This window comes from Amylibacter marinus (assembly GCF_030160015.1).
Lineage (GTDB): Bacteria > Pseudomonadota > Alphaproteobacteria > Rhodobacterales > Rhodobacteraceae > Amylibacter > Amylibacter marinus.
In genome coordinates, this window is record NZ_BSNN01000004.1 from 58,796 (window position 1) to 82,563 (window position 23,768).

Here is a 23,768-nt window from a genome sequence, read left to right on the forward strand (position 1 = left end):
AATTTGGGGTTCTATGCCCCGTTTGAATTCACCCCTAGTTAGAGGCATGAAAAATCCGACCAAGCGAGGCAGGTGCATTAAGCGAGGCCCGCGCCCTATCTGCAGACATAATAACCAGAACAACAATCGTCACAAGGTAGGGCGCCATAGAAAGGTAGGAAACGGGAATATCTACACCAATCGCTTGGAGATTCAGCTGTAAAATAGTCACTCCGCCAAATAAATAGGCACCCAAAATAATCCGCCATGGCTTCCAGCTGGCGAACACCACAATCGCCAAGGCAATCCAACCAGCCCCCGCAGTCATGCCCTCGGTCCATTGGGGTACGCGGATCAGCGACAGGTAGGCCCCACCCAGCCCCGCACAGGCCCCGCCAAACAGAATAGCCGCGACACGAATACGCACCACCTTGTAACCCAGCGCATGGGCGGCATCGTGGTTTTCACCCACAGCACGTAGAACCAGCCCCGCGCGCGTAAATTTCAGAAACGCCCAAACACCCGCCACCAGTGTAATTGAAAAATAAACCATCAGATCATGATGGAAAACCGTGGGCCCAAGAACAGGAAGCTCTGACAGTCCAAAGAATTCCATCTTTGGTGATGCAGGGGGTTTTATCCCCGTATAGCCATGCCCCAACAGCGCCGCTAACCCCAGCCCAAACAGCGTAAGCGCCAGCCCAGAGGCCACCTGATTGGACAAAAGATATTGCGTTAGAATAGCAAACAGAAACGACAGCGCGCCACCCGCCAAGGCGCCCGCGACAAATCCGACAAATGCGCTTTGTGTATTCACAGCGGCAATAAATCCAACCACAGCGCCAATGATCATCATACCCTCGACACCGAGGTTCAGCACACCAGCCTTCTCAACCACCAGTTCACCAATGGCCGCTAATAGGATCGGCGTGGCCGCCACGATCAAGCTGGCGATTAGCGCAACTGCTGAAATATCCATTAACGAACCCTCCGCTGAAGTAGCTGTATGCGATACATCACCAAGACATCCACCGCCAATAAGAAAAACAACAGCATGCCTTGGAACACCTGAATAGAGGCCTTGGGCAGGCTAAGTTGCGATTGGATGATATCACCGCCCACATATGTCACCGCCAGCAACAGCCCCGCCAAAAAAATACCGACGGGATGTAATCGCCCCAAAAAGGCAACGATGATCGCCGTAAACCCATACCCCAGAGGGAAGGTGGTAGACAGCTTGCCTGCTGGCCCCGTCACCTCGAACAGCCCAGCCATACCGGCCAATGCGCCAGATAGCCCAAGGCAGATCATTATCATCCGATTGGGGCTAATCCCCGCAAAACGCGCGGCACGCGGTGCTTGGCCCGCAAGGCGAATATTAAATCCAAATATGTGGCGCGTCAGCATAACATAGCAACCCACCACCAACCCCAGCATCACCAAAACACCAATATGAATGCCAGTACCGGCCCAAATCTCGGGGTTATGCGCGGCAGAGAAGCTTTGGAATGCGCGGCTCTCAGGAAAGTTAAACCCATCGGGATTGCGCAAAGGCCCCGTAACCATCCCCGACAGAAAGTTAACAGCCACATAGACCAGCATCAAAGACACCAAAATCTCATTCGCATTAAACCGTATTTTCAAAAATGCAGGGATCAGCCCCCACAGCATCCCCCCCAAAGCCCCTGCAAGCACCATCGCAGGATATAAAAGCCAGCTGTCAGATGGATAGGCCGCCAACCCCACGGCACCACCACAAATGGCCCCCATGATAAATTGGCCCTCGGCGCCGATATTCCAAATACCGGCCCGAAATCCAAATGACAGCCCCAATGCAATGATAATCAGCGGCGCCGCTTTTATTAAAATTTGACCGCGATAATAAAAGGCGTGCTCGCCAAACAGCGGATCCCAGAAAATCATACGGATCGCGGCGAAGGGATCCTTGCCCAGCGCCACAAACAACGCCCCCCCAACCAACATCGTCAAAAGCACCGCGATCAGCGGCGTTAGCGCGATCATCGATTTCGAAGGCTGATTGCGCGGAATTAATTTTATCATGCGATTTCTGCGCCCCCCATCAAAAGACCAATTTCTTCGACCGTGATACCCTCGGCGTCGCGCGGGGGGCTAAGGCGGCCCTCGGATAATACCGCAAAGCTGTGGGACACCTCCATCAACTCGTCCAAATCTTGGCTGATCACCAAAACCCCAGCGCCCGCCATGGCTAATTCTAACAACGATTGGCGTATGGCGGCGGCGGCGGCGGCATCCACGCCCCATGTGGGCTGGTTAACCACAAAAACCCTGGGGTTTTGCATCACCTCGCGCCCCACAACGAATTTTTGTAAGTTTCCGCCTGATAGAGATTTCGCACTGTTTTCTGCCGAGGGGGTTCGCACATCAAATCTTTTGATCACACCCTGCGCGAATATTTGCGCACGAGCAAAATCAATAAACCCGCGCCGCCCTAAGTTTTGGCGATGATAGGCGGATAACAGTACATTTTCAGTCAAGGTCATATCAGGAGCGGCGGCGTGGCCAAGGCGCTCTTCTGGAGCACTCAACAGACCTCTTTGGCGGCGCTTTGCGGGGCCTAATTGACCAACAAACCCACCCTCTATCTGAACGGATGCGGGCGGGGTGCGGATCTCGCCAGAGAGGGCCAGCATCAATTCATCCTGACCATTTCCTGCAACGCCAGCAATGCCCATGATCTCGCCTGCGCGCAGGGTGAAATTGATATCAACCAGCGATGTGCCAAACGGGTCGGCTGATTTTACCGAAAGATTCTGTACCCGTAATAAAGGTTGGCCAAACTCGGGCTTGATCTTTTGCGGTGTGGTTAGCTTGGTTCCCACCATCATTTCCGCCATGGATTTTGCGGTTTCTGCGCTGGGGGTACAGGTCGCCACCACCTTGCCGCCACGTAAAACGGTGGCGCGCTGGCACAGCTGTTTTATTTCTTCGAGTTTATGCGAAATATAAAGAATTGAGGTGCCCTCGTCGCGCAGGCGCCGCAGGGTTTCGAACAGGGTTTGCACCTCTTGGGGGGTCAGCACCGATGTTGGTTCGTCCATAATAAACAATTTAGGCTCTTGGAGCAAACAGCGGATGATCTCGACGCGCTGACGTTCACCCACAGACAGATCCCCCACCAAGCGTTCCGGATCTAGGGTCAGGCCGTATTTGACAGATACCTCGCGAATTTGATCCGATAGAATTGCGGGTTTGGGCGGTTTCTCCATGCCCAGCGCGATATTCTCCGCAACACTTAGAGCCTCGAACAGGGAAAAATGCTGAAACACCATGGCCACCCCGGCCTTACGCGCCGCGCGCGGTTCCCTGGGGGCGAATGGTTTATCCTGAAAGGTGATGGTGCCACTGTCGGGTTTAACCAAACCATAGATCATTTTGACCAAAGTTGATTTTCCAGCGCCGTTTTCACCTAATAGCGCGTGAATCTCTGCGTGATCGATATCAAAGCTAACCGCGTCATTTGCAATAACGCCAGGATAGGTCTTCGTCAGGTTTTGCAGCGAGATCAAGCTCATATTTTTTTGCGCTCCCCAGCCCAGTTTCCAGCCCTAATTGACAGTAGCTGACCCGCTACGCCAATAGCAATTGATTTCGGAGACTTGCCTAAATTTGGGGCGCCAATAGGACAACAGATAGCGCCTATTTCTTCAGGCCGATGCCCAAGGTCGGCCAATCGTTTTTGGAATCTTCGCCATTTTGTTTTTGATCCAATCAGCCCAGCCCATGCATGCGGATGCTGTAACAGCTGATGGCACAGATCAAAATCAAAGGCGTGTGAATAGGTTAGGATCAGGTGAAACGCATTCTTTGGGGCATACCGCACCACATGGGCAGGATTTGCAGAAACCAGCGTTTGCACAGGGCAATGCGCGGGGAACCTATCTGGGGCGGTATCGACCCATGTAATGTCAAAATCCAGCCCCTGCATCACATCCACGATCGCGCGCCCCACATGCCCTGCACCGTAAATCCACAGGGGCTGCAAAGGTGCAACCACTGGTTCAAATAGCCAGCCGTCTATCAGCAGCGTTTCATTGATACCTTGGCCATTGCGCAGGCCAGCAATCTTACGCGCCACTGCCAAAGACTGCGTACTTGCGCGGATACCGCGGGCAAAAAACAGACCTGCCTGTGGTAGCGTCTCGCGGGTGTAGCGCTCGATCACCAAGGTAACGCGCCCGCCGCAACATTGACCCAATGCAGGGCCAAGCGGGACGGTAATACATTGCGCCTGATCGCCGCCACGTATCTTTTCGGCCAGCGCCAGCGCCTGAAGTTCCAATGCCCCGCCGCCAATGGTGCCAAACGGCCCATCAGATGTTAAGAGCATAGAGGTCCCCGTTCCCCGTGGTACAGAGCCTTGGTGCGCGGCAATCACAATGCGCGCAACAGGCCCCTGACCCACATGGCGTTCCAGCTGGGCGCGGTCAAACCCCATCATCCTTGCCCCCGCAGAGCGCAATAGCGCATCAGCAGGTTTTCCGCAGTGGCCGGTGCCTGTAGGGTGGCATATTGCCCATTGGGCATAGAGATCGCATGGCTAAGTGCCAAAAAGGCCGAGATCCCCAACATGAACGGCGGCTCTCCCACCGCCTTGGACCGATAGATCGTGTCTTCTGTATTTTCGTTATCAAACAGATCAACATTGAAGATGCGGGGCCTATCCGAACAGGCGGGGATTTTATAGGTGCTAGGCGCATGGGTGCGTAGCCGGCCCGTATCGTCCCAGACCAGCTCTTCTGTCGTTAGCCACCCCGCGCCTTGCACATACCCGCCCTCGATCTGGCCGATATCCAGTGCGGGATTAAGCGAACGCCCCACATCATGCAGAATATCCGTGCGCAGAATACGGTTCTCGCCGCTAAGGGTATCCACCACCACCTCGCTGACCGCCGCCCCATAGGCAAAATAGAAAAACGCTCGCCCCTGCCCAGACATACGATCCCACTGAATTTTAGGTGTGGCGTAAAACCCTGTGGCCGAGAGCGAAATGCGGTGCTGATAGGCAAGGCTGATCAGCTGTGCAAAGGGTATCCTATCCGCGCCGATCTGCACATGATCCTTGCTAAACTCTATGCCCTCGGGGGGCACATTAAAATGCAGAGCCGCAAATTCAGTTAGGCGCTTGCGCAAAGTTAGGCAGGCATTTTGCACCGCCATTCCGTTTAAATCAGACCCAGAGGAGGCCGCGGTTGCCGATGTATTGGGTACCTTGGCCGTATCGGTTGCGGTAATCTTAATGCGCGAATACGCCACCCCCAAAGTGCGCGCGGCAATCGAGGCCACCTTGGTAAACAGCCCCTGCCCCATTTCCGTGCCGCCATGATTTAGGTGCACAGAGCCATCGGAATAGATATGCACCAATGCCCCCGCTTGATTCAGATGCGTAAGAGTAAAGCTGATGCCAAACTTCACGGGCGTTAGGGCGATACCGCGACGCAAAATAGCATTGGGGTTATCGCGGTGTTCGGCACAGATTTCCGCATAGCGCGTGTCATAGTCCGCGCTGATGCGCAACTGTTCGACCAGGGGCGCAATGACGCTATCCTCAATGGTCATATGATAGGGCGTGACATCCCCATTTTTGTAAAAATTTTTGCGCCGTACATTCAGAGGGTCAAGGCTTAAATCATGGGCGATTTCATCTATAACCCGCTCGATTGCCAGCACGCCCTGCGGGCCGCCAAACCCGCGAAAGGCCGTGGCGCTTTGGGTATTGGTTTTCAAACGGTGCGAGGTGATCCGCACATCTGGCAGGTTATAGGCATTATCCGAATGCAGCATCGCACGATCTGCTACCGGCAGGGATAGATCCTGTGCCCAACCAGCGCGGCAATAGTGGATCATTTCCAAGCCCAAGATGCGCCCATCTGGATCAAAGCCAACCGTGTATTTGATACGAAAGTCATGACGCTTTCCCGTGATCATCATATCATCGTCGCGATCATAGCGCATTTTACAGGCGCGCCCTGTGTGGATGGCCGCAACCGCACAGGCACAGGCCAAAGCATTCGCTTGGCTTTCCTTACCACCAAATCCCCCCCCCATGCGTCGCGTTTCCACCCGCACCGCATTAAAGGGCAACCCAAGGGTTTCGGCCACTTTGTGCTGAACCTCGCTTGGGTGCTGAGTAGAGGAATGGATCAGAACATCACCATTGTCTTGGGGCAATGCGGCGGCGGCCTGCCCTTCAAGATAGAAATGTTCTTGGCCCCCCATATCAATCACACCAGTCAGCCGCCTTGGGGCTGTTTTGAGCGCCTGCTTTGCATTCCCCTTGTTGAATATGATCGGGTCTTCGAACTGTGAATGTGCCGCCAAGGCCTGATCAATGCTCAAGATCGGGGGGTGCGCATCGATTTCAACCTTTGCTAGGCGCGCGGCGCGGCGCGCGTTGGTATGGGTGTCGGCGATGACCAAGAACATCGGCTGACCGATATAGTGCACACGATCAATTGCTAACAGCGGCTCGTCGTGCGCCGAAGGGGAAACATCATTGCTGTGCTTCAAATTTTTGGCGCAGAGCACCGCCACCACGCCCCGAGCCGCGCGGACCTGAGCGAGATCAATGTTTATAAGCGTGCCACAGGCCACATCCGATAGGCCAAATGCCAGATGCAAGGCCCCCGCGGGCATGGGAATGTCATCGGTATAGCGCGCGCGCCCCGTTACATGCAGGGTGGCTGCATCATGTTCTGGGGCGCTCATGGGGTGACCTCTAAAATATCTAGCGCGGGGGCCTTGTCGGCAAGATAGGCCCGTAGCAGCATATTTTGTGCCGCCAGCATGCGATACGCCGCAGAGCCGCGCGCGTCAGATAACGGGGTGAAATCATCCGCCAAAGCTGTCATTGCGCGGTCTATTGCGCGGCGATCGTAGGCCATACCTATTAATACAGCTTCTGCCCCATGCGCACTCTGTGGTATCCCCGCCATCCCGCCAAAGGCCAGTCGCGCCTCTGTCACCATGCCGTCTGTGGTCTGGATATTAATACACCCGCAAACTGTCGAAATATCCTGATCGAAGCGTTTTGATAACTTGTAGCACTTTAGCGTATCTGATGTGGTCGGCACTATGATGCTGTGCAAAAATTCCCCGGGCTGAATGTCTTGAGAGCCATAAGAGATGAAAAAATCCTCGACCGCAATTTCACGGATCTGTTGCCCCCTTTGCAGCCGCAGGCGCGCGCCCAGCGCAATGAGCGCGGGCGGCAAATCCCCAATCGGCGATCCATTGGCGATGTTCCCCCCAATGGTTGCCACATTGCGCAATTGCGCCGAGGCAAAGCGGCGCAGAAATTCCGACATCTGTGGCAGGTCTTTGTGCAGGCTATCGCGCATCTGTGCTATGGTGACCATCGCACCAAATGTAATCGCCTCCGGCGATCGCTCTATGCGTTTTAGGTCGGGTATTTGATGTAAGAAACACGGGCGGTTTAACTCTTGCAGACCTTTGGTCACCCATAGTCCCACATCACTGCCACCGGCAATTAATGTGGCATCTGGATTATCCACAAACCAAGCCGCGAATTCATTCAAATCATGGGGTGCCTGCACCGAGCGCAACGGGGAATATTCTGCCCCGCGATCTGCCTCTATCCACATAGGGTGCGCACGGCCCTCAGCAGCCTTAGCGGCCTTAATGATCGGGGCATAGCCTGTGCAACGGCAAAGATTTCCCGCAAGAGCCGTATCATAGTCGCGGTCTTTATTACCCAGCGCTGCGGCCAGCGACGCCACAATACCGGGGGTGCAAAACCCACATTGAGAGCCATGTTTTTCAACCAGTGCCGATTGTATTGGATGCATATCAGAGCCATTCGCCAGCCCCTCGACAGTGCGGATCGATTTACCCTGCAATTGCGGCATGAACAAAATACAGGCGTTAACCGGCATTAGGGAATCACCATGAGACAAAACCACACTACAGGCGCCACAATCCCCCTCGTTACAGCCCTCTTTGGTGCCCGTAAGCTGGCGCTCCTCGCGCAGCCAATCCAGCAGAGTTTGGGTAGGATCACTAACATCAACCCGCGTGGTTTCCCCATTCAGAAGAAACTCTATTTCCATGGATAATATCCGCCACCTTCTGTTATTTAACCCCTAAAATACCCGATGCGGCGTAAAGCAAATTAGGGCGATTTAACCCCAGCTAACCACAGATGCGACGCCGGTGCAAATCTACTAGGCATTCCCAATGACATGATAGGGTGTCCCAAAGGTGAATTCCTCTAGGTTTTCACCGCCCGTATCCTGTTGGCTGATCCGATCGATCACGCAAAACATCCCCGACCCTGACAGCGGCGTTAAAACCCCGTGCCATATATTTCGATGATAGCTCACCCCCTGAAAGGCCGCCGTCATGAAGGCGCGCGGTAGCGCCGGACGCCCCCCCTCATCTGGTGCAACTATCACCAAGAACCCCGCATCACACATCGGCACAAACGCCTGCGATCCAAGAGGGTGGCGTTCCATCATTGTAAGCACATAGGGAAGTGTTTGCAGTTCGGACTGAAACAAGCTGATACCAGTAGAGCCATTCAAGATATCTGGTTGCGACAGGTTATGATGACGGGTGCATCTGCCCTGATTAATCGGAACTGCATCGCCCAATCCAATGGCAAGCACATCGCCAAAGGGCGCAAATGCATCCTGCGTCAGCGGCTCGATATCGATAGTTATCATGCCAGCGCCAATGCTGGGTGGCGGTTTACATCTTTGTACAAAAGATACCTAAATGGCTCTGTGCTAGTTGCCACACAGGCCTGAGGGCAAAAGGCACGCAACCACATAAAATCCCCCGGCTCCACATCAATCCAGTCCTGATTCAGCAAATACCGCGCGCGCCCCTGCAAGACGTATAGCCCGTGTTCCATAACATGGGTTTCCTCGAATGGAATGCATCCCCCCTGTTGAAAAGACACGATGTTCACATGCATATCGTGGCGCATATCATCGGGATCGACAAATCGCGTGGTCGCCCATAGGCCTGCACAATCGGGCATGTCTTGGGCGGGTGTCTGTGCATCCGATGTGGTGAAAAATTCCGGTTTGGCGATCCCAGAAACGGGCAGGTAGCGTTTTCTAATCCAATGGAATGTTACCGGCATGGTGGTGGTGTTTTCCACCTGCCACTGCGCCTCAGGAGGAATATATACATAGCCCCCCACACCGATCTGATGGCGCTGACCTGAATATATAATCGTTAGGGTGCCTTGGGTGACAAATATCCCGGCCTGTGCGTTTGGATCTGGTTCGGGTGCGGGGCTGCCACCATTTGGCGCAACCTCGACGATATATTGGGCAAATGTCTCCGCAAAGCCGCTCATGGGGCGCGCCATAATCCATGCGCGCGACTTGTGCCAATGTGGTAGGTAACTTGTGACAATATCGCTAAAGCATTCCGCAGGAATAAACGCATAGCTTTCGCTAAAACGCGCCCGCCTGCGCAGCGGGGTTGTTTGCGGTGCTAACCCTCCCGTTGGTGTATGGTATCCCATCACAGAATCTCCTGCAGTCGCAATAGCGCAATGCGCTCTACCTGTGCACAAGCGGTCGCAAACTCGGTCTCTCTGGCATTCAAAATCCGCGCCTTAAAATTTGCCATGATCTGATCCTTGTTCAGGCCCTTAACCGCAAGAATGAACGGGAACCCATGCTGGCCTGTATATTGCTGATTAAGGTGGGTGAATTCCGCCCGCTCTTCCTCTGTTAGCATATCTAACCCTGCACTGGCTTGCTCCTTGGTGCTGTCCTCGGTCAGCGATTTTGCCGCGGCCAAGCGTCCCGCCAAATCTGGATGTGCCTTCAGCACATCTAGGCGGGTCTCCTCAGATGCTGCGCGAAATTGCCTACACATCGCGCTATGCAACCCCTCCACGCTATCCTGTGCGCGGCCTAATTCGTCCTGCCATGTCTGGGTGGCAACCCACGGGGAATGTTCGAAAATCCCTCCAAAGGTTTGCACAAACAGCGCCATCGGCATAGTGCTGGGTCGATATCCAATTAAGGGGGCGGGATGGTTTTTACGCCAATGATCTGCGATATCAATGCGCTTGGCGCACCAAACATCCGCCTTTGATTTCACATATTCTATAAACCGTACCAGCGATTGTATTCGCCCCGGTCGCCCGATCAGGCGGCAATGCAACCCCACCGACATCATTTTTGGCGCGCCCTCCTGCCCCTCGGCATAAAGAACATCAAAGCTGTCCTTGAGATAGGTGAAGAACTGATCCCCAGAGTTGAAACCCTGAGGCGTGGCAAAGCGCATGTCGTTGCAATCCAGCGTATAGGGAACCACCAATTGATTTTGGCTACGGGTTTGATGCCAATAAGGCAGATCATCGGCATAGCTGTCGGAAATGTAATCAAAACTCCCATCAGCGGTGATTAAATCAAGGGTGTTTTGAGAACACCGCCCCGTATACCACCCCTGCGGCGGCGCGCCAGTAACTAGCCTATGAAGGCGTTTGGCCTGTCGGATATGATCGGTTTCCGCCTGCGGTGTGAAATCTTTGTATTCGATCCATTTTAGCCCATGGCTGGCAATTTCCCAATCTGCGGCCTGCATTGCCGCCACCTGCTCGGGCGCACGCGCAAGGGCGGTGGCGACGCCAAAAACTGTTACTGGAATATCAAATTTAGTAAACAGCCGATGCAGACGCCAAAACCCTGAACGCGCCCCATACTCATAGATGCTTTCCATATTCCAATGGCGCTGACCCCGCCATGATTGCGCCCCGACAATTTCAGACAAGAAGGCCTCGGATCCTTGATCACCGTGCAGGATGTTGTTTTCCCCGCCTTCCTCGTAATTTAGCACAAATTGTAATGCGATTTTCGCCCCCCCCGGCCAATGCACAACAGGGGGGTCATCGCCGTATCCGCGCATATCTCTGGGGTATCGTGTCATCTACAACCTTACCTTAACTTCGCTTAATTATTAGATTTTTGAACCCGCCCGTAAAGAAAAATTCTGCTTGGGCTTTCTTTTTGGGACGCGCGGGTGCATTGTAAATAACGCAGAAGAGGAAAAATATGAGCCAAGGCTATCTAACAACCCATGTTTTAAATACATCCACCGGGCAACCTGCGGCGGGTGTTAAAATTCAGCTTTTTCGTGTTTCGGGAAACAGTCACCGTAAAATCGAAGAAATGGTCACCAATGATGACGGGCGGACCGATGAGCCGCTGCTTCCACCCAGTAAATTTAGGCCAGGCACCTATGAGCTGGTGTTCTATGCAGGTGATTATCTGCGCAGCTTGGGTACGCTACAGGCGGAACCTCTGTTTCTAGATCAGGTGCCCGTGCGGTTTGGCATGCCAACTCCTACTCATTATCACGTGCCGCTATTGTTATCGCCCTTCGGCTACAGCACCTATCGAGGCAGCTAAGGTGTTTGATCTAGCGGTTGTGATGGCGTGGATGGAACTGGCGGCGCGTTGGGTTCATGTTATTACGGCTATCGCATGGATCGGGTCATCCTTTTACTTCATCGCATTGGATCTTGGGCTGCGTAAGCGCGAGGGCCTGCCCCATGGTGTCCACGGCGAAGAATGGCAGGTGCATGGCGGCGGTTTTTACCATATTCAAAAATACCTTGTGGCCCCTGATGCCCTGCCGGAACATCTGACATGGTTCAAATGGGAAAGCTATGCCACATGGATGTCGGGTTTCGCGCTGATGATCCTGCTGTATTACGCAGGTGCTGATCTATATTTGATCGATCCGCGTGTGGCCGATATCTCGACACCGCTTGCGATTTTGATTTCAATTGGATCGATGGCCGGTGTTTGGCTCGTTTATAACTGGATTTGCAATTCAGGCTTCGGGGCGGATAATCGCCGCTTGATGGTTTTTCTATATCTGGCTTTGGTGGCGCTTGCTTGGGGGTTCACACAGGTGTTTTCTGGACGGGCGGCGCTGTTGCATTTGGGCGCAGTTACCGCAACCATCATGGCGGCAAATGTGTTTATGGTAATCATTCCCAATCAGAAAATTGTGGTGGCCGATTTGATAGCGGGGCGCAAACCTGATCCAAAGTATGGCAAAATTGCCAAACAGCGCTCTACCCACAACAACTATCTTACCTTACCTGTGCTGTTTTTGATGCTGTCAAACCACTACCCACTTGCCTTTGCCAGCGAATATAATTGGATCATCGCTAGTCTTGTTTTTCTAATCGGGGTTTGCATCCGCCATTATTTCAACAGCCTTCATGCCCGCAATGGAAACCCCCACTGGACATGGGCCGCGGCGGGAATATTGTTTTTCATCCTGATTTGGCTATCCCTTTTGCCCGCGCAATTACGCGAAACCACCCAGCTGACAAAAACGCAACAAAAGTACATGAGCGCCACCGGGTTTCAACAAGTACATGATATCGTTTTGGGGCGCTGTTCCATGTGTCATGCCACCGAACCTGTCTACGAGGGTGTTTTATGGGCACCCAAGGGTGTGGTTCTGGACAACCCTACCGAAATCGCTGGGCATGCCCGCGCAATTTATTTACAGGCTGGCATCAGCCACGCGATGCCCCCCGCCAACCTTAGTTTTATGGAACCAGCCGAGAGGCTAGTCATTGCGAATTGGTTTCGCAGTGTCGGGTATTTCTAGATCTGGCGGATTGACAGCCCATCACTTTGGGCAGATACAAAACACAGCCCCACCCTCAAAGGATCTGAAATGTTTTCTATCGCATTGCTCATTGCGCCTATTTTTGGGCTAATGGTCTTGGGGCTGGTTTTGCGCCGCGGAATTTTTGAGAGCGGTACATTCTGGGGCACAGCAGACAAATTGGTGTATTGGGTTCTGATGCCATCGCTTTTGTTTTACAAAACCTCCACCACCAGTTTTGATATGAATTTGGTGGTTGGCATGGGCATGGCCTTGCTGGGGGCGTTCTTTTGTGCGGCGGTCTTTGGTGTAATTGCGGGGCGCTTGATTGGCCTAAATGGCGCCAGCATCAGCTCGGTTTTACAAGGCAGTGCGCGCCATAATACGTTCCTTGCACTTGCGGTAGCAGAGAGCCTATTTGGCACCGAGGGTTTGGCCATTGCGGCCCTAGGTTCGGCCATGTTAATCCCTGTTACCAACCTAACGGTCGTGCCGCTGATAATAACCCTAACACCTAAGCGCCGCACAGGAGGGCTGATCACGGCGATTCTTGCGGATTTGGCGCGCAATCCCCTGCTTGTATCGATCTTTCTTGGGGTATCTTGCAATTTGGTGATCGGGCAACAGATCCCTGTTGTGCACGAGATGACCCGATTGCTGGGGGGGGCCACATTGCCATTGGTGCTATTGGTGGTGAGTGCCAGCCTGCGTGGTTTCGAGGGGCCGATAAAGGTTTCTGCGGTTGTTACCGCGGGCATCGGAAAGTTTATACTCTTCCCACTTTTGGCCTTTGGTATTGCCCGAGGCGTGGGGCTGAGTGATATGCAAACCATAATCGCGGTTATATTTGCCGCCGCCCCCAGCGCATCATCATCTTATACTCTGGCGCGCCAGCTGGGCGGGGATGCCCCCCTTAGTGCTAGTATAGTGGCCATTCATACCGGTCTGGCCTTTGTGACCCTGCCGATCACGGTGGCGCTGGCACAATACGTGCTAGGACATTAGGCGTGCCACGCGCTTCTGAACGTTTTCGACAATCACCGCCTCTTCTTGATTGACCAGTTGCCCCTCGGAAACCACCGGGCGCCCTTCTACCAATAAATCGCGAACATTAAACGGGCCATTTAGAACCAAGGCCGCCACCGGATCCCATGCCCCCGCCGCCGCCATTCCAGAAACATCCCAGATTGCGATGTCCGCACGTTTGTTGGGCTGTAATGACCCCAGATCATGCCGGTTCAGCACGGCTGCCCCACCCAGCGTTGCTATTTCCAGAGCTTCGCGTGCGGCCATAGCATCGGCGCCATTTTTCACCCGCTGTAATAGCATTGCCTGTCGCGCTTCGGACAGCAAGTGCCCCGCATCAGAGCTAGCAGACCCATCGACCCCCAAGCCAACCTTTACCCCTGCATCGCGCATTTCACGTACCGGTGCGATTCCGGAACCCAGACGACAATTCGAGCAAGGACAATGGGCGACACCGGTTTTACTACGAGAGAAAAGGTCAATTTCATCGGGGTTTAGCTTCACGCAATGGGCATGCCAAACATGATCACCCGTCCATCCTAGGCGCTCTGCGTATTCACCCGGCAAACAGCCGAAGTTTTCTAGCGAATATGCAATATCTTCGTCATTTTCAGCCAAGTGGGTATGCAACATCACCCCCTTATCGGCCGCCATATCCGCCGCATCGCGCATCAAACCTTCGGAAACCGTAAAGGGCGAACAGGGTGCCAGCGCCACCTGTACCATCGCCCCCACATTCGGGTCGTGCAGTTCATCTATTACCCGCAGGAAATCCGCCACAATTGCAGGCTCTTGTTCGACCAAGGCATCAGGCGGCAGTCCGCCATTGCTTTCGCCCACCGACATGGCACCGCGCGTGGCATGAAACCGTACACCTATAGATTTAGCCCCCTCGATCGCATGTTCTAGGCGCACATCATTTGGAAAAATATACTGGTGATCAGAACTCAAACTGCATCCAGAAAGCGCCAGCTCTCCGAGCCCCAATTGGGCAGATATGAACATATCCGCGCCCTCCATCCGTTGGAAAATTGGATAGAGCGTTTTAAGCCAGCCAAACAACAATGCATCCTGCCCCGCAGGAACACCGCGCACCAAGGATTGGAACAGATGGTGATGAGTGTTCACTAACCCCGGCGTCACAACACAGCCCTTGGCATTGATCACCTCGGCGCCTTGGGTGGGTAAGTTATGTCCAAGGGCAGAGATGACCCCGCCTGTGATAGCGATATCTGCGCCTTTCAATTCTTGGCGTTGCGCATCCATTGTCACGATGACATCGGCGTTTTGTATAATCGTTGTCGGTTGGGGCATTAAGGCACCTATTGGTTGGATGAATGCACATGCCTAAGGGGCACTATTTTATGCAGCCCGATCAGCATATTTTTTCAACAGTTCTGCGTCAACCATACGCTTACCCCAGATGTGCCAAGGGCCGCATCCGCGGCCCAATCACCTAGCGCAGAGCGCGTGGAATTTTCCAGCCCGCCTCTTTGTAAAATCTCGCAGCACCGGGGTGTAGTGCGACGTTTTCTGCCGCAAAGGCTGCATCAGGTGTGAGTGACCCTAGGTAGGGCGCATCCTCTGTTAGCTTTGGCAGGTTATCCCAGAATGCCTTGGTGATCTCGTAAACCGCCTCTTCAGACAGGTCCATGCGGGCAACCACGCCCACTGTGGTGCCCATAGCATAGACATCTTCAGAATTGATCACCTTATCACCATATGCAGCGGCAGGGATCACATCACGCGTGCGCCCGATTTCGCCAAAGGCGCGATTGAGAGGGTCACTTTCGACAGAGGCCTCAGCGCGGGTTAGGCCCAAAATGCGCACATTTGCCGTTTCGGCGAGCTTTTCCACCTGTGCAAAGGGGGGGATACCAGCGCTAATGTGCACTTCGAATTCACGGTTTTGAAACCCTTGCAGGGCGGCGCCCCATGTGCTGTCGACGACCTCGTAATCGCTACCAGCATCCAAGCCGGTTGCCGCAAAAATCCATGCCCGAGAGGCATTAAATGCCTCGCTGCCCAACGGCCCCATAAAAACCTTTTGCCCGCGAATATCATCCAGACGTGCCATGCCGGTATCAGCGTGTACCACGGTGTGAATGGCCCCCGCTGGGAACCAGTAAACCAAACCAAGATTTTGCGATAATGCGGGCGCGCTGTCCAAATCTTGATACATGGCAGTGCCGTTTTTCATGTGCTCCATGTTCAGTGGCGTGGTCAGGATCATATCCAAACGCCCCAGCGCGGCATCAACCATATCTTTGGTTGGCGATCCGGTGGCATCCACTAAAACCTCGAATTTATTTTGATTAATATTTGCACTAGAGGCCATGCTGGTCATCACCAAATAGGCCGAAGAGCCAGGTGTAATCGTCGCCATTTTCACCTGCTCTTGTGCAAATCCTGCGGTTGCGATGCCGGAGGCAACTGCGCCGATCATCAAGGCTGTTGAAATTTTTCTCATAAGGTTCCCCCAAGCGTGTGTTTTAAGGCAGAGCGGTTTGCCCGCTCTCCTCCGGAATTGGCCGAGCGTGCCAGTCATTCCCGATGTTTTCGCCCGCAGAACAGCATGTGCATGCATGTGCGTCAATATTAACATCTTAGCCAAGGCGCCTAAAAGCCACGAATGTGGCCCAAGGGCTGCAATTCGGCGCGATGTTCTTTGAAAATTAGGGGTGATCACCGGCAGTGGGAGATTGGCGCATCTGGGGCGGCCCCGGATCAGGTCTTGGGGATGGCTACGCACCATCCCCGAGAATTGCTATGGTTCTAAGCGCACGGCGCCTTGGCTAGCGTTGCCCACATGGGCTGCATAAACGCGCAATGCGCGGCTAACATTGCGTTTGCGCGGCTTTTCTGGGGCCCAAGCGGCATCGCCCTTGGCTTCCATTTCTGCGCGGCGCTCTGCCAGCTGTTCGTCTGATAGGGCCACATCGATTTTACGATTAGGTATGTCGATTTCGATGATATCGCCTTCTTTGATCAGGCCAATGTTGCCACCCTCGGCGGCCTCGGGAGAGACGTGTCCGATCGACAATCCAGATGTGCCGCCAGAAAAGCGCCCATCAGTAATCAATGCACAGGCCTTACCCAAGCGCATGGATTTTAGATAGGATGTCGGGTACAGCATTTCCTGCATTCCGGGGCCGCCTCTGGGGCCTTCGTAGCGGATGATCACCACATCCCCCGCCTTAACCTCTTTGCCAAGAATGCGATTTACCGCCTCGTCTTGGCTTTCGCAGACAATCGCTGGCCCCGAGAATTTCAGGATGCTGTCATCAACGCCTGCGGTTTTCACCACACAACCCTCTTGGGCGATGTTGCCAAACAGCACAGCCAATCCGCCGTCCTGAGAAAATGCATTTTCTTTGCTGCGGATCACGCCGCTTTCACGGTCTACGTCCAGCTCTTTATACAGGCGAGATTGGCTAAATGCCTGTGTGGTGCGCACACCACCGGGGGCGGCAAGGAATAGATCATGAGCGGCTGGGTCATTCGATATTTTCACATCCCATTTTGCAATCGCTTGCGCCATGGTTGGTTCGTGGATTGTAGCTACGGATGTATCCATGAGACCTGCGCGATCCATTTCACCAAGCAGGCCGAAAATACCACCCGCGCGGTGCACATCTTCCATGTGGACATTGGCAATTGCTGGCGCAACCTTGCACAGGCACGGTGTAGTGCGTGACAGCCGATCTATATCATCAACGGTAAAGTCCACACCCGCCTCATTGGCAATGGCCAAGAGATGCAAGATGGTATTCGTAGAGCCACCCATGGCGATATCCAGCGTCATCGCGTTTTCAAACGCGGCCTTGCTGGCGATGCCCCGTGCAGACACGGCCGTGTTGCCGTTTTCATAGTAATCCTTGGTCAGGCTCACGATCAGGCGGCCCGCCTCGCGAAATAGGGCCTCGCGTTTTGAATGGGTCGCCAATGTGGAACCGTTCCCCGGCAAGGCAAGGCCCAGCGCCTCGGCCAAGCAATTCATAGAGTTCGCCGTAAACATACCAGAACACGACCCGCATGTTGGACAGGCGGCTTCTTCGATCGCCTGAACCTCGGCATCGGATACATCTGGGTTGGCCGCATCAATCATCGCATCTACCAGATCGACCTTGCGCAGATCACCATCGATATCAACCTTGCCGGCCTCCATCGGGCCACCGGATACAAAGACCACGGGGATGTCTAGGCGCATCGCCGCCATCAACATGCCCGGCGTGATTTTATCGCAATTGGAAATACACACCATCGCATCAGCACAGTGTGCATTGACCATGTATTCTACGCTGTCTGCGATCACTTCGCGTGACGGTAGCGAATACAACATGCCGTCGTGGCCCATGGCGATACCGTCATCCACCGCGATGGTATTAAATTCTTTGGCAACACCGCCTGCGGCCTCGATTTCACCCGCAACCAATTGCCCCAGATCCTTTAGGTGGACGTGTCCAGGCACAAATTGGGTAAAAGAGTTCACCACAGCGATAATCGGTTTGCCAAAGTCTTCGTCGGTCATACCTGTGGCGCGCCAAAGACCGCGTGCGCCTGCCATGTTACGGCCATGAGTGGTTGTTCTGGAACGATATGGGATCATTGGAGTTACCTGCCTAAATGTTACGCCAACGGTATTGCCAAAATCAGTACCGATTTACCAGCATATTTTAGCGCCCGCCCAATTTCTTGAACATCCCACGAATTGCATTGCCAATGCGTGTGCCGCCCGCCTCTACCGAATCCCAAGTCTCACCCATGTCATCCAGAACAGGATCGATGCGCCGGCGTTTAAACCGCTGAGCCAATCGGAACAGCCCAAGCATGATCAGCGAAATGAAGATGAAGAACAGCGTATTAAACAACGGGAAAAAAGTGGCATCCGGATCATCGACTGCATCTAGGCGCGTTGCATTTGGATAAATAGACCACGGCGAAAACCGCCATCCATAATGTTTGATCGACACCCATTTCGGGGCCTCTGCAGTTGATTGCAGGTTTTCGGCATGGGCACTTACGTCAGAGCTGTTGGTCTTGAAATAGGGGGGCCAGTTAAACCACCCCGTATCTTCATTACGAAATACCATCACACTGCCATCGGGGTAGACGGTGTTAATCAGGCGCACATCGCGTGTGGTTGCCACGGCATTTCCGCTGTCTTGTTGTGCATAGAACAGGCGATTCCAACCATTGAAATCAGATCGAATGACTTCTGTACCTGTTACGCGCACCACATCCCGCTGCGGCAGGGTGTAATGAAACAACAGCCCAACCGCCGAAAAGATGCTGATAATAAAGATCCATTTTACAATACGCATTTCGATCACTTTCTTTGCTTGGCATATATATCGGTTCGATCGGCGAAAGATTCAACTTTCATTAACTAAAAGCTGACAATTTTATTCTAAACAAGGAGACACCACATGGGTACTATCGCTGCTTTTGATCAACCAAAATCCAAAGATCCACATTTCGCGCTAACTTCTCGTCAAGAATTGACACGCAACGAACGCCACCGCGTTTTGCAGGTCACTTTGCCTGTCGGTGCCAAGCTGCCAAGCGAATGCCATGTCCATGTATCCAAACGAATCGTGGTTTTGGCTGGTTGCGCGGCAATCCACAGCAATACCCAAAGCACCACCATATTCGAAGGCCACGACAGTGAAATCCCCTTTGGCACAGAACATCGCATTGAAAATCTTGGAAAAATACCCCTATCCTATCTAGAAATCCGCATGGGTACCTATTTGGATGACGATGACATACTATCACAATAGTGCATTTGTTAACGGTATTTGTTGCACCTGCTCACTGTTTGTGTCAGGCAAGAGGCCTAGATCCCTTTAGCTTAGGTAGGTGCACTCATGCAAAAGACAACGAACCTTGAGTCGTTACTCAAAGACCCAACTCTCTTGGCGCGCCAAGCTTTCATCGCCGGCGAATGGAAAGATGCCTCGGATGCGGGGACATTTGATGTTACCAATCCAGCGCGCGGAGACGTGATTGTCAGCCTGCCTGATATGAATGTCGGGGCTGCGAAATTTGCCATTGAACAGGCCGAAATCGCCCAGAAAGAATGGGTAAAATGGACAGGCAAAGAACGTGCCGCCGTTTTGCGCCGGATCTCAGAATTGATGATCGAGAACGCCGAGGATTTAGGTGCGATTCTGACAGCCGAAATGGGCAAACCTCTACAAGAGGCCATCAGCGAAATTAAATACTCTGCCAGCTTCTTTGAATGGTTTGGTGAAGAGGCTAAGCGTATCTATGGTGAAACCATCCCTGGCCACATGCGTGACAAGCGAATTACCGTTATAAAACAACCTGTTGGAGTGGTTACATCAATCACACCATGGAATTTCCCATCAGCGATGATCGCCCGCAAGCTTGCCCCCGCGCTGGCGGCGGGGTGTTCATTTGTCGGTCGCCCAGCAAATCAAACACCGCTGTCGGCATTGGCGATCGCCATTATCGCCGAGCGCGCAGGGCTACCCAAGGGTCTATTAACGATCATCCCATCATCCAAGGCACGCAAAATTGGCGCCGAGTTCTGCTCTAACCCTGCGGTACGCAAGCTAACCTTCACGGGATCAACCGAGGTTGGCAGAATTTTAATGAAGCAGTGCTCGGATCAGATCATGAAATTGTCGCTAGAGCTGGGCGGGAATGCCCCGTTCATCGTCTTTGACGACGCTGATCTTGACGATGCTGTTGAGGGTGCAATCGCATCCAAATACCGTAACAATGGTCAGACCTGTGTTTGTTCTAACCGAATCTATGTACAATCTGGCATCTACGACGCATTTGCACAAAAGTTGTCTAAACGCGTATCCGAAATGGCCGTCGGTGATGGATTGGAACAGGGTACCTTGAACGGCCCATTGATTGATATGAACAGCTTGGACAAAGTTGAAGAACATATCACCGATGCGCTCGCCAAGGGGGCCAAGGTAACCGCAGGCGGCAATCGCCATGCCTTGGGAGGGTCGTTTTTCGAGCCCACGGTTTTAACAGATGTGAAATCTGATATGTTGGTCGCCACAGAGGAAACATTTGGCCCGCTTGCGCCTCTGTTTAAGTTTGAAACCGAAGAAGAGGTTCTTGCCGCGGCTAATGATACGATTTTTGGTCTTGCATCATATTTCTATTCCAATGATCTGAACCGCGTGATCCGGATGCAAGAAGGTCTGGAATATGGAATTGTCGGTGTGAACACCGGTCTCATCTCTACCGAGGTGGCACCATTTGGCGGGGTCAAACAATCGGGCCTGGGCCGCGAGGGATCGCATCACGGGATCGAAGATTTCCTAGAACTGAAATACATCTGTACATCCGTAAAATAGAAAAGCGCCCTACGGGGCGTTTTTATTTTTATTTCCAAGGATTGACGCCACAGCCACGTCTAATACCATTATGTTGATGGAAACCAGTGACGAAATTTTGGCAGAGCGTGCCCAATCCGGCGATGCAGAGGCCTTTGGCGAATTGGTGTCGCGCCACTATGATATGGTTTTTCGACTGGGATACCGGATGTTTGGTAACAAATCGGGGGCCGAGGATTTGGCCCAAGATGTCTGTGCCTCGTTGGCGGGAAAAATCATGTCCTTTCGCGCAGAGGCCAAATTCTCTACGTGGCTATACCGCGTGGCCATGAATGCGGCCAAAGACATGTTGCGAAAACAGCATCGCCAAACAAAGAACAACGAGGTCTGGGGCGATATCCAGGATCTAAATCGCGCCACAGACCAGCAAACAGCGGAACAGCTGGCATGGCTGAGCCAAGCGATGACCACACTGCCGACCGAGCAGCAACAGACCTTGGTCTTAATCCTAAGCGAAGAAATGACCCATGCTCAGGCCGCCGAAATCCTAGGCGTATCCGAGGGCACCATTTCTTGGCGCATCAGTGATGCAAAAAAGCGCCTGCGCGAATTGGCCATATCAGAGGAGCGCCTATCATGAGCGACGAACTCGACAACCTTAAAGCCGCCCTAGATGCAATCGATCCGCAACCAGATGCGGACAAAAAAGCCGCGGCCATTGCCTTGGCGAAAAAAAATTTCGCCGCACACCAAGGAATTCAGAATTCGGCGCGTCCTACTCATAAGCCAACGCAAAGTGCGTCTGGCATTTGGACAGGAGTTTGGAACATGATGAATTCACCGAAAACGCGTACAGCCCTTTATGCCACATCTTTTTTGGTGGTTGGCGGGCTTGGGTTTCTGATCACTCAGGACATGAGCTTGCGAAATTACACCGATGCAATCGATCGCATAACAGTCGATAAAGCGGCCGAGTTCGACACCGCCGCCCCCCGGCAAAAGCCCATGCCCCGCGCAGAAAGGTCAGAAGTCACGGTCACGCCACAGCCCACTGCCCCCGTCGTACTGGGTAAACGCGAAACGCCAAAAGAGCAGCCCCTGATGGATAAGTCCCGCACACAAAGCGAAAGTTTCGGGCAAGCGCCAACCTTACAAGCGCTAAATGATACAAACGGTCAACCGGCCCAGAGCGCCCGCAAAATAAAGAAGCCATCCCAGTTGGCCGAGAGTATAGCCCCCTTACCCGAAGTCAAAAACCGCGACACATTTCCAGAGGCCACGCCAAACCCATTGAAGGTTACGCAGGCAGACCCGGTTTCGACATTTTCAATTGATGTCGATACCGCCAGCTATGCCTTTGTTCGCACAGCCCTTAGCAATGGGGATTTACCACCGGCCTCGGCGGTACGTATTGAGGAGATGATCAATTATTTCCCCTATGACTATGCTGCTCCGGATTTAGCCGAGGCACCTTTCTCGACTGAGCTATCGGTTTTCGAGACCCCATGGAATCCCAACACACAGCTGCTGCACATCGGCCTTCAAGGGGCAAAACCCGCGGTTGACGCGCGCCCGCCGCTAAATCTGGTCTTCTTGATTGATACCTCTGGTTCGATGAATGCACCGGATAAGTTACCGCTGTTAAAGAAATCCTTCCGCCTGTTATTGGGTACATTGCGCCCGGAGGACAGCGTCGCGATTGTGACCTATGCGGGCAGTGCTGGCACGGTATTGGATCCAACCCCTGCTAGTGAAAAGGCAAAAATTTTGGCCAGCCTAGAGCGGTTATCATCTGGTGGGTCAACCGCAGGGCAGGCAGGGTTACAGCAGGCCTATTCCCTGGCAGAATCTATGGCCGCAGACGGGGCCATTGGGCGTGTTATTTTAGCAACGGATGGGGATTTCAATGTGGGTATTTCTAACCCAGACGCCCTGAAAACATTTGTAGAACAAAAGCGCGACACAGGCATTTATTTGTCGGTTCTGGGCTTTGGAAACGGCAATTATCGCGATGACATGATGCAGAGCCTCGCCCAAAACGGCAACGGCACCGCCGCCTATATCGACACCCTAGCCGAGGCCCAAAAGGTGTTGGTAGAGCAAGCAGGGGGCGCATTATTCCCCATTGCGAATGATGTGAAAATTCAGGTGGAGTTTAACCCCGAAAAAGTCGCCGAGTACCGTCTGATTGGCTATGAAACCCGCGCGTTAAACCGCGAAGATTTTAACAACGATAAGGTAGATGCAGGCGAAATTGGCGCGGGACACACGGTTACAGCCATCTATGAAATCACCCCTGTCGGCTCGCCTGCTGTGAAGAATGATCCCCTACGCTATGCGGCCAAAACACAAGGCGTATCCGACAGCGACGAGTTGGGATTTTTCAAACTGCGTTATAAAGATCCTGGGTCGAAGGTCAGCAAATTGATCACCACACCTATTCAAATGAACACAAGCGCCCCCACCAGCGAGGCCCTGTTTGGTGCATCGATTGCGGGAATGGGCCAGTTGCTGACCCAAGATAAGTATCTTGGCGATTGGGATTGGCAAAAAAATATTGCCCTTGCGTTATCTGGTAAGGGGGCTGATCCATTTGGGTATCGTGCCGAGGCTATTCAGCTGATGCGTCTTGCGGATGCGTTGAAATAGGTTTCGGTCATGCAAAAGGCGCCACTCTTGGGGAACAAGTAGGTGGCGCCTTGGTTCGCTAGGCGAACAGATGCCCGTGCCAACGGGGGAGAGATAGACACGGGCGCAGGGGCCGCGCAGGGGAGGCGC

At 53.3% G+C, this 23,768-nt stretch carries 20 protein-coding genes; 7 read left to right on the plus strand and 13 right to left on the minus strand.

Annotation, left to right across the window (positions count from 1 at the left end; translation table 11 throughout):
• Nucleotides 1-34: 34 nt before the first annotated feature.
• The 9 genes from QQL62_RS07495 to puuE all read right to left on the minus strand — a co-directional run bounded on the left by QQL62_RS07495 (nt 35) and on the right by puuE (nt 10,932).
• A complete protein-coding gene (locus QQL62_RS07495) occupies nt 35-958 on the minus strand; it encodes an ABC transporter permease (RefSeq protein ID WP_284377352.1) in 924 nt (307 codons plus the stop codon).
• Nucleotides 958-2,040, minus strand: a complete 1,083-nt coding sequence (locus tag QQL62_RS07500; protein ID WP_284377354.1) for an ABC transporter permease — start codon at nt 2,038-2,040, stop codon at nt 958-960. The genes QQL62_RS07495 and QQL62_RS07500 overlap by 1 nt, the downstream gene beginning before the upstream one ends.
• Nucleotides 2,037-3,533 carry an ABC transporter ATP-binding protein gene (locus tag QQL62_RS07505; RefSeq protein WP_284377356.1) on the minus strand — a complete coding sequence of 499 codons (1,497 nt, stop codon included), beginning with the start codon at nt 3,531-3,533 and terminating at the stop codon, nt 2,037-2,039. The genes QQL62_RS07500 and QQL62_RS07505 overlap by 4 nt, the downstream gene beginning before the upstream one ends.
• Nucleotides 3,530-4,459 carry a xanthine dehydrogenase accessory protein XdhC gene (xdhC, locus tag QQL62_RS07510; RefSeq protein ID WP_348520659.1) on the minus strand — a complete coding sequence of 310 codons (930 nt, stop codon included), beginning with the start codon at nt 4,457-4,459 and terminating at the stop codon, nt 3,530-3,532. Before xdhC ends, QQL62_RS07505 begins: the two co-directional genes overlap by 4 nt.
• The gene (gene xdhB / locus QQL62_RS07515; RefSeq protein WP_284377357.1) at nt 4,456-6,726 is read right to left on the minus strand and encodes a xanthine dehydrogenase molybdopterin binding subunit; all 2,271 of its coding nucleotides are present in this window, start codon (nt 6,724-6,726) and stop codon (nt 4,456-4,458) included. The genes xdhC and xdhB overlap by 4 nt, the downstream gene beginning before the upstream one ends.
• A complete protein-coding gene (gene xdhA / locus QQL62_RS07520) occupies nt 6,723-8,087 on the minus strand; it encodes a xanthine dehydrogenase small subunit (protein WP_284377359.1) in 1,365 nt (454 codons plus the stop codon). The genes xdhB and xdhA overlap by 4 nt, the downstream gene beginning before the upstream one ends.
• Before the next feature lie 114 nt (nt 8,088-8,201).
• Nucleotides 8,202-8,702, minus strand: coding sequence for an ureidoglycolate lyase (locus QQL62_RS07525; RefSeq protein ID WP_284377361.1), 501 nt, complete (start codon nt 8,700-8,702; stop codon nt 8,202-8,204).
• Entirely contained in the window at nt 8,699-9,520 is an 822-nt protein-coding gene (locus tag QQL62_RS07530; protein ID WP_284377363.1) for a bifunctional allantoicase/(S)-ureidoglycine aminohydrolase, read from the minus strand. The genes QQL62_RS07525 and QQL62_RS07530 overlap by 4 nt, the downstream gene beginning before the upstream one ends.
• Nucleotides 9,517-10,932, minus strand: a complete 1,416-nt coding sequence (gene puuE / locus QQL62_RS07535; protein ID WP_284377365.1) for an allantoinase PuuE — start codon at nt 10,930-10,932, stop codon at nt 9,517-9,519. The genes QQL62_RS07530 and puuE overlap by 4 nt, the downstream gene beginning before the upstream one ends.
• A 125-nt stretch (nt 10,933-11,057) precedes the next feature.
• Between puuE and uraH the strand changes: the two genes are divergently transcribed.
• From uraH to QQL62_RS07550, 3 genes are all read left to right on the plus strand, one after another.
• Nucleotides 11,058-11,414: a hydroxyisourate hydrolase gene (gene uraH / locus QQL62_RS07540; RefSeq protein WP_284377367.1), complete on the plus strand. Its 357-nt coding sequence runs from the start codon at nt 11,058-11,060 to the stop codon at nt 11,412-11,414.
• A gap of 1 nt (nt 11,415) precedes the next feature.
• Nucleotides 11,416-12,636 (plus strand): urate hydroxylase PuuD, encoded by a 1,221-nt coding sequence (locus tag QQL62_RS07545; RefSeq protein WP_284377369.1) that lies wholly within the window; start codon nt 11,416-11,418, stop codon nt 12,634-12,636.
• A 69-nt stretch (nt 12,637-12,705) separates the two neighbouring features.
• Nucleotides 12,706-13,641 carry an AEC family transporter gene (locus tag QQL62_RS07550; protein ID WP_284377371.1) on the plus strand — a complete coding sequence of 312 codons (936 nt, stop codon included), beginning with the start codon at nt 12,706-12,708 and terminating at the stop codon, nt 13,639-13,641.
• Here the strand turns inward: QQL62_RS07550 and QQL62_RS07555 are convergent.
• From QQL62_RS07555 to QQL62_RS07570, 4 genes are all read right to left on the minus strand, one after another.
• A complete protein-coding gene (locus tag QQL62_RS07555; RefSeq protein ID WP_284377372.1) occupies nt 13,630-14,976 on the minus strand; it encodes an 8-oxoguanine deaminase in 1,347 nt (448 codons plus the stop codon). The genes QQL62_RS07550 and QQL62_RS07555 overlap by 12 nt on opposite strands.
• 142 nt (nt 14,977-15,118) lie before the next feature.
• Nucleotides 15,119-16,132: a TAXI family TRAP transporter solute-binding subunit gene (locus QQL62_RS07560; RefSeq protein WP_284377375.1), complete on the minus strand. Its 1,014-nt coding sequence runs from the start codon at nt 16,130-16,132 to the stop codon at nt 15,119-15,121.
• Between the two features lie 297 nt (nt 16,133-16,429).
• Nucleotides 16,430-18,271: a dihydroxy-acid dehydratase gene (gene ilvD, locus QQL62_RS07565; protein WP_284377377.1), complete on the minus strand. Its 1,842-nt coding sequence runs from the start codon at nt 18,269-18,271 to the stop codon at nt 16,430-16,432.
• Nucleotides 18,272-18,338: 67 nt separating this feature from the next.
• Nucleotides 18,339-18,986, minus strand: coding sequence for a DUF1523 family protein (locus tag QQL62_RS07570; RefSeq protein ID WP_284377379.1), 648 nt, complete (start codon nt 18,984-18,986; stop codon nt 18,339-18,341).
• A gap of 105 nt (nt 18,987-19,091) precedes the next feature.
• Between QQL62_RS07570 and QQL62_RS07575 the strand changes: the two genes are divergently transcribed.
• The 4 genes from QQL62_RS07575 (at nt 19,092) to QQL62_RS07590 (ending at nt 23,639) form a co-directional block, all read left to right on the plus strand.
• On the plus strand, nt 19,092-19,445 hold the full coding sequence (locus QQL62_RS07575) for a cupin domain-containing protein (protein ID WP_284377381.1): 354 nt from the start codon (nt 19,092-19,094) through the stop codon (nt 19,443-19,445).
• A gap of 87 nt (nt 19,446-19,532) precedes the next feature.
• A complete protein-coding gene (locus QQL62_RS07580) occupies nt 19,533-21,011 on the plus strand; it encodes an NAD-dependent succinate-semialdehyde dehydrogenase (RefSeq protein WP_284377383.1) in 1,479 nt (492 codons plus the stop codon).
• A gap of 76 nt (nt 21,012-21,087) precedes the next feature.
• Nucleotides 21,088-21,630: an RNA polymerase sigma factor gene (locus tag QQL62_RS07585; RefSeq protein ID WP_284377386.1), complete on the plus strand. Its 543-nt coding sequence runs from the start codon at nt 21,088-21,090 to the stop codon at nt 21,628-21,630.
• Nucleotides 21,627-23,639, plus strand: coding sequence for a vWA domain-containing protein (locus tag QQL62_RS07590; protein ID WP_284377388.1), 2,013 nt, complete (start codon nt 21,627-21,629; stop codon nt 23,637-23,639). Before QQL62_RS07585 ends, QQL62_RS07590 begins: the two co-directional genes overlap by 4 nt.
• The last annotated feature ends 129 nt before the right edge of the window (nt 23,640-23,768 follow it).

Excerpts from the sequence above, each read along its gene's own strand:
- QQL62_RS07525 (WP_284377361.1), bottom strand. The coding sequence starts at position 8,702 with ATGATAACTATCGATATCGAGCCGCTGACGCAGGATGCATTTGCGCCC.
- QQL62_RS07550 (WP_284377371.1), top strand. The coding sequence starts at position 12,706 with ATGTTTTCTATCGCATTGCTCATTGCGCCTATTTTTGGGCTAATGGTC.
- uraH (WP_284377367.1), top strand. The coding sequence starts at position 11,058 with ATGAGCCAAGGCTATCTAACAACCCATGTTTTAAATACATCCACCGGG.
- xdhB (WP_284377357.1), bottom strand. The coding sequence starts at position 6,726 with ATGAGCGCCCCAGAACATGATGCAGCCACCCTGCATGTAACGGGGCGC.
- QQL62_RS07500 (WP_284377354.1), bottom strand. The coding sequence starts at position 2,040 with ATGATAAAATTAATTCCGCGCAATCAGCCTTCGAAATCGATGATCGCG.
- QQL62_RS07560 (WP_284377375.1), bottom strand. The coding sequence starts at position 16,132 with ATGAGAAAAATTTCAACAGCCTTGATGATCGGCGCAGTTGCCTCCGGC.
- ilvD (WP_284377377.1), bottom strand. The coding sequence starts at position 18,271 with ATGATCCCATATCGTTCCAGAACAACCACTCATGGCCGTAACATGGCA.
- puuE (WP_284377365.1), bottom strand. The coding sequence starts at position 10,932 with ATGACACGATACCCCAGAGATATGCGCGGATACGGCGATGACCCCCCT.
- xdhC (WP_348520659.1), bottom strand. The coding sequence starts at position 4,459 with ATGATGGGGTTTGACCGCGCCCAGCTGGAACGCCATGTGGGTCAGGGG.
- QQL62_RS07580 (WP_284377383.1), top strand. The coding sequence starts at position 19,533 with ATGCAAAAGACAACGAACCTTGAGTCGTTACTCAAAGACCCAACTCTC.
- QQL62_RS07575 (WP_284377381.1), top strand. The coding sequence starts at position 19,092 with ATGGGTACTATCGCTGCTTTTGATCAACCAAAATCCAAAGATCCACAT.
- QQL62_RS07505 (WP_284377356.1), bottom strand. The coding sequence starts at position 3,533 with ATGAGCTTGATCTCGCTGCAAAACCTGACGAAGACCTATCCTGGCGTT.
- QQL62_RS07495 (WP_284377352.1), bottom strand. The coding sequence starts at position 958 with ATGGATATTTCAGCAGTTGCGCTAATCGCCAGCTTGATCGTGGCGGCC.
- QQL62_RS07570 (WP_284377379.1), bottom strand. The coding sequence starts at position 18,986 with ATGCGTATTGTAAAATGGATCTTTATTATCAGCATCTTTTCGGCGGTT.
- QQL62_RS07555 (WP_284377372.1), bottom strand. The coding sequence starts at position 14,976 with ATGCCCCAACCGACAACGATTATACAAAACGCCGATGTCATCGTGACA.
- QQL62_RS07585 (WP_284377386.1), top strand. The coding sequence starts at position 21,088 with ATGGAAACCAGTGACGAAATTTTGGCAGAGCGTGCCCAATCCGGCGAT.
- QQL62_RS07590 (WP_284377388.1), top strand. The coding sequence starts at position 21,627 with ATGAGCGACGAACTCGACAACCTTAAAGCCGCCCTAGATGCAATCGAT.
- xdhA (WP_284377359.1), bottom strand. The coding sequence starts at position 8,087 with ATGGAAATAGAGTTTCTTCTGAATGGGGAAACCACGCGGGTTGATGTT.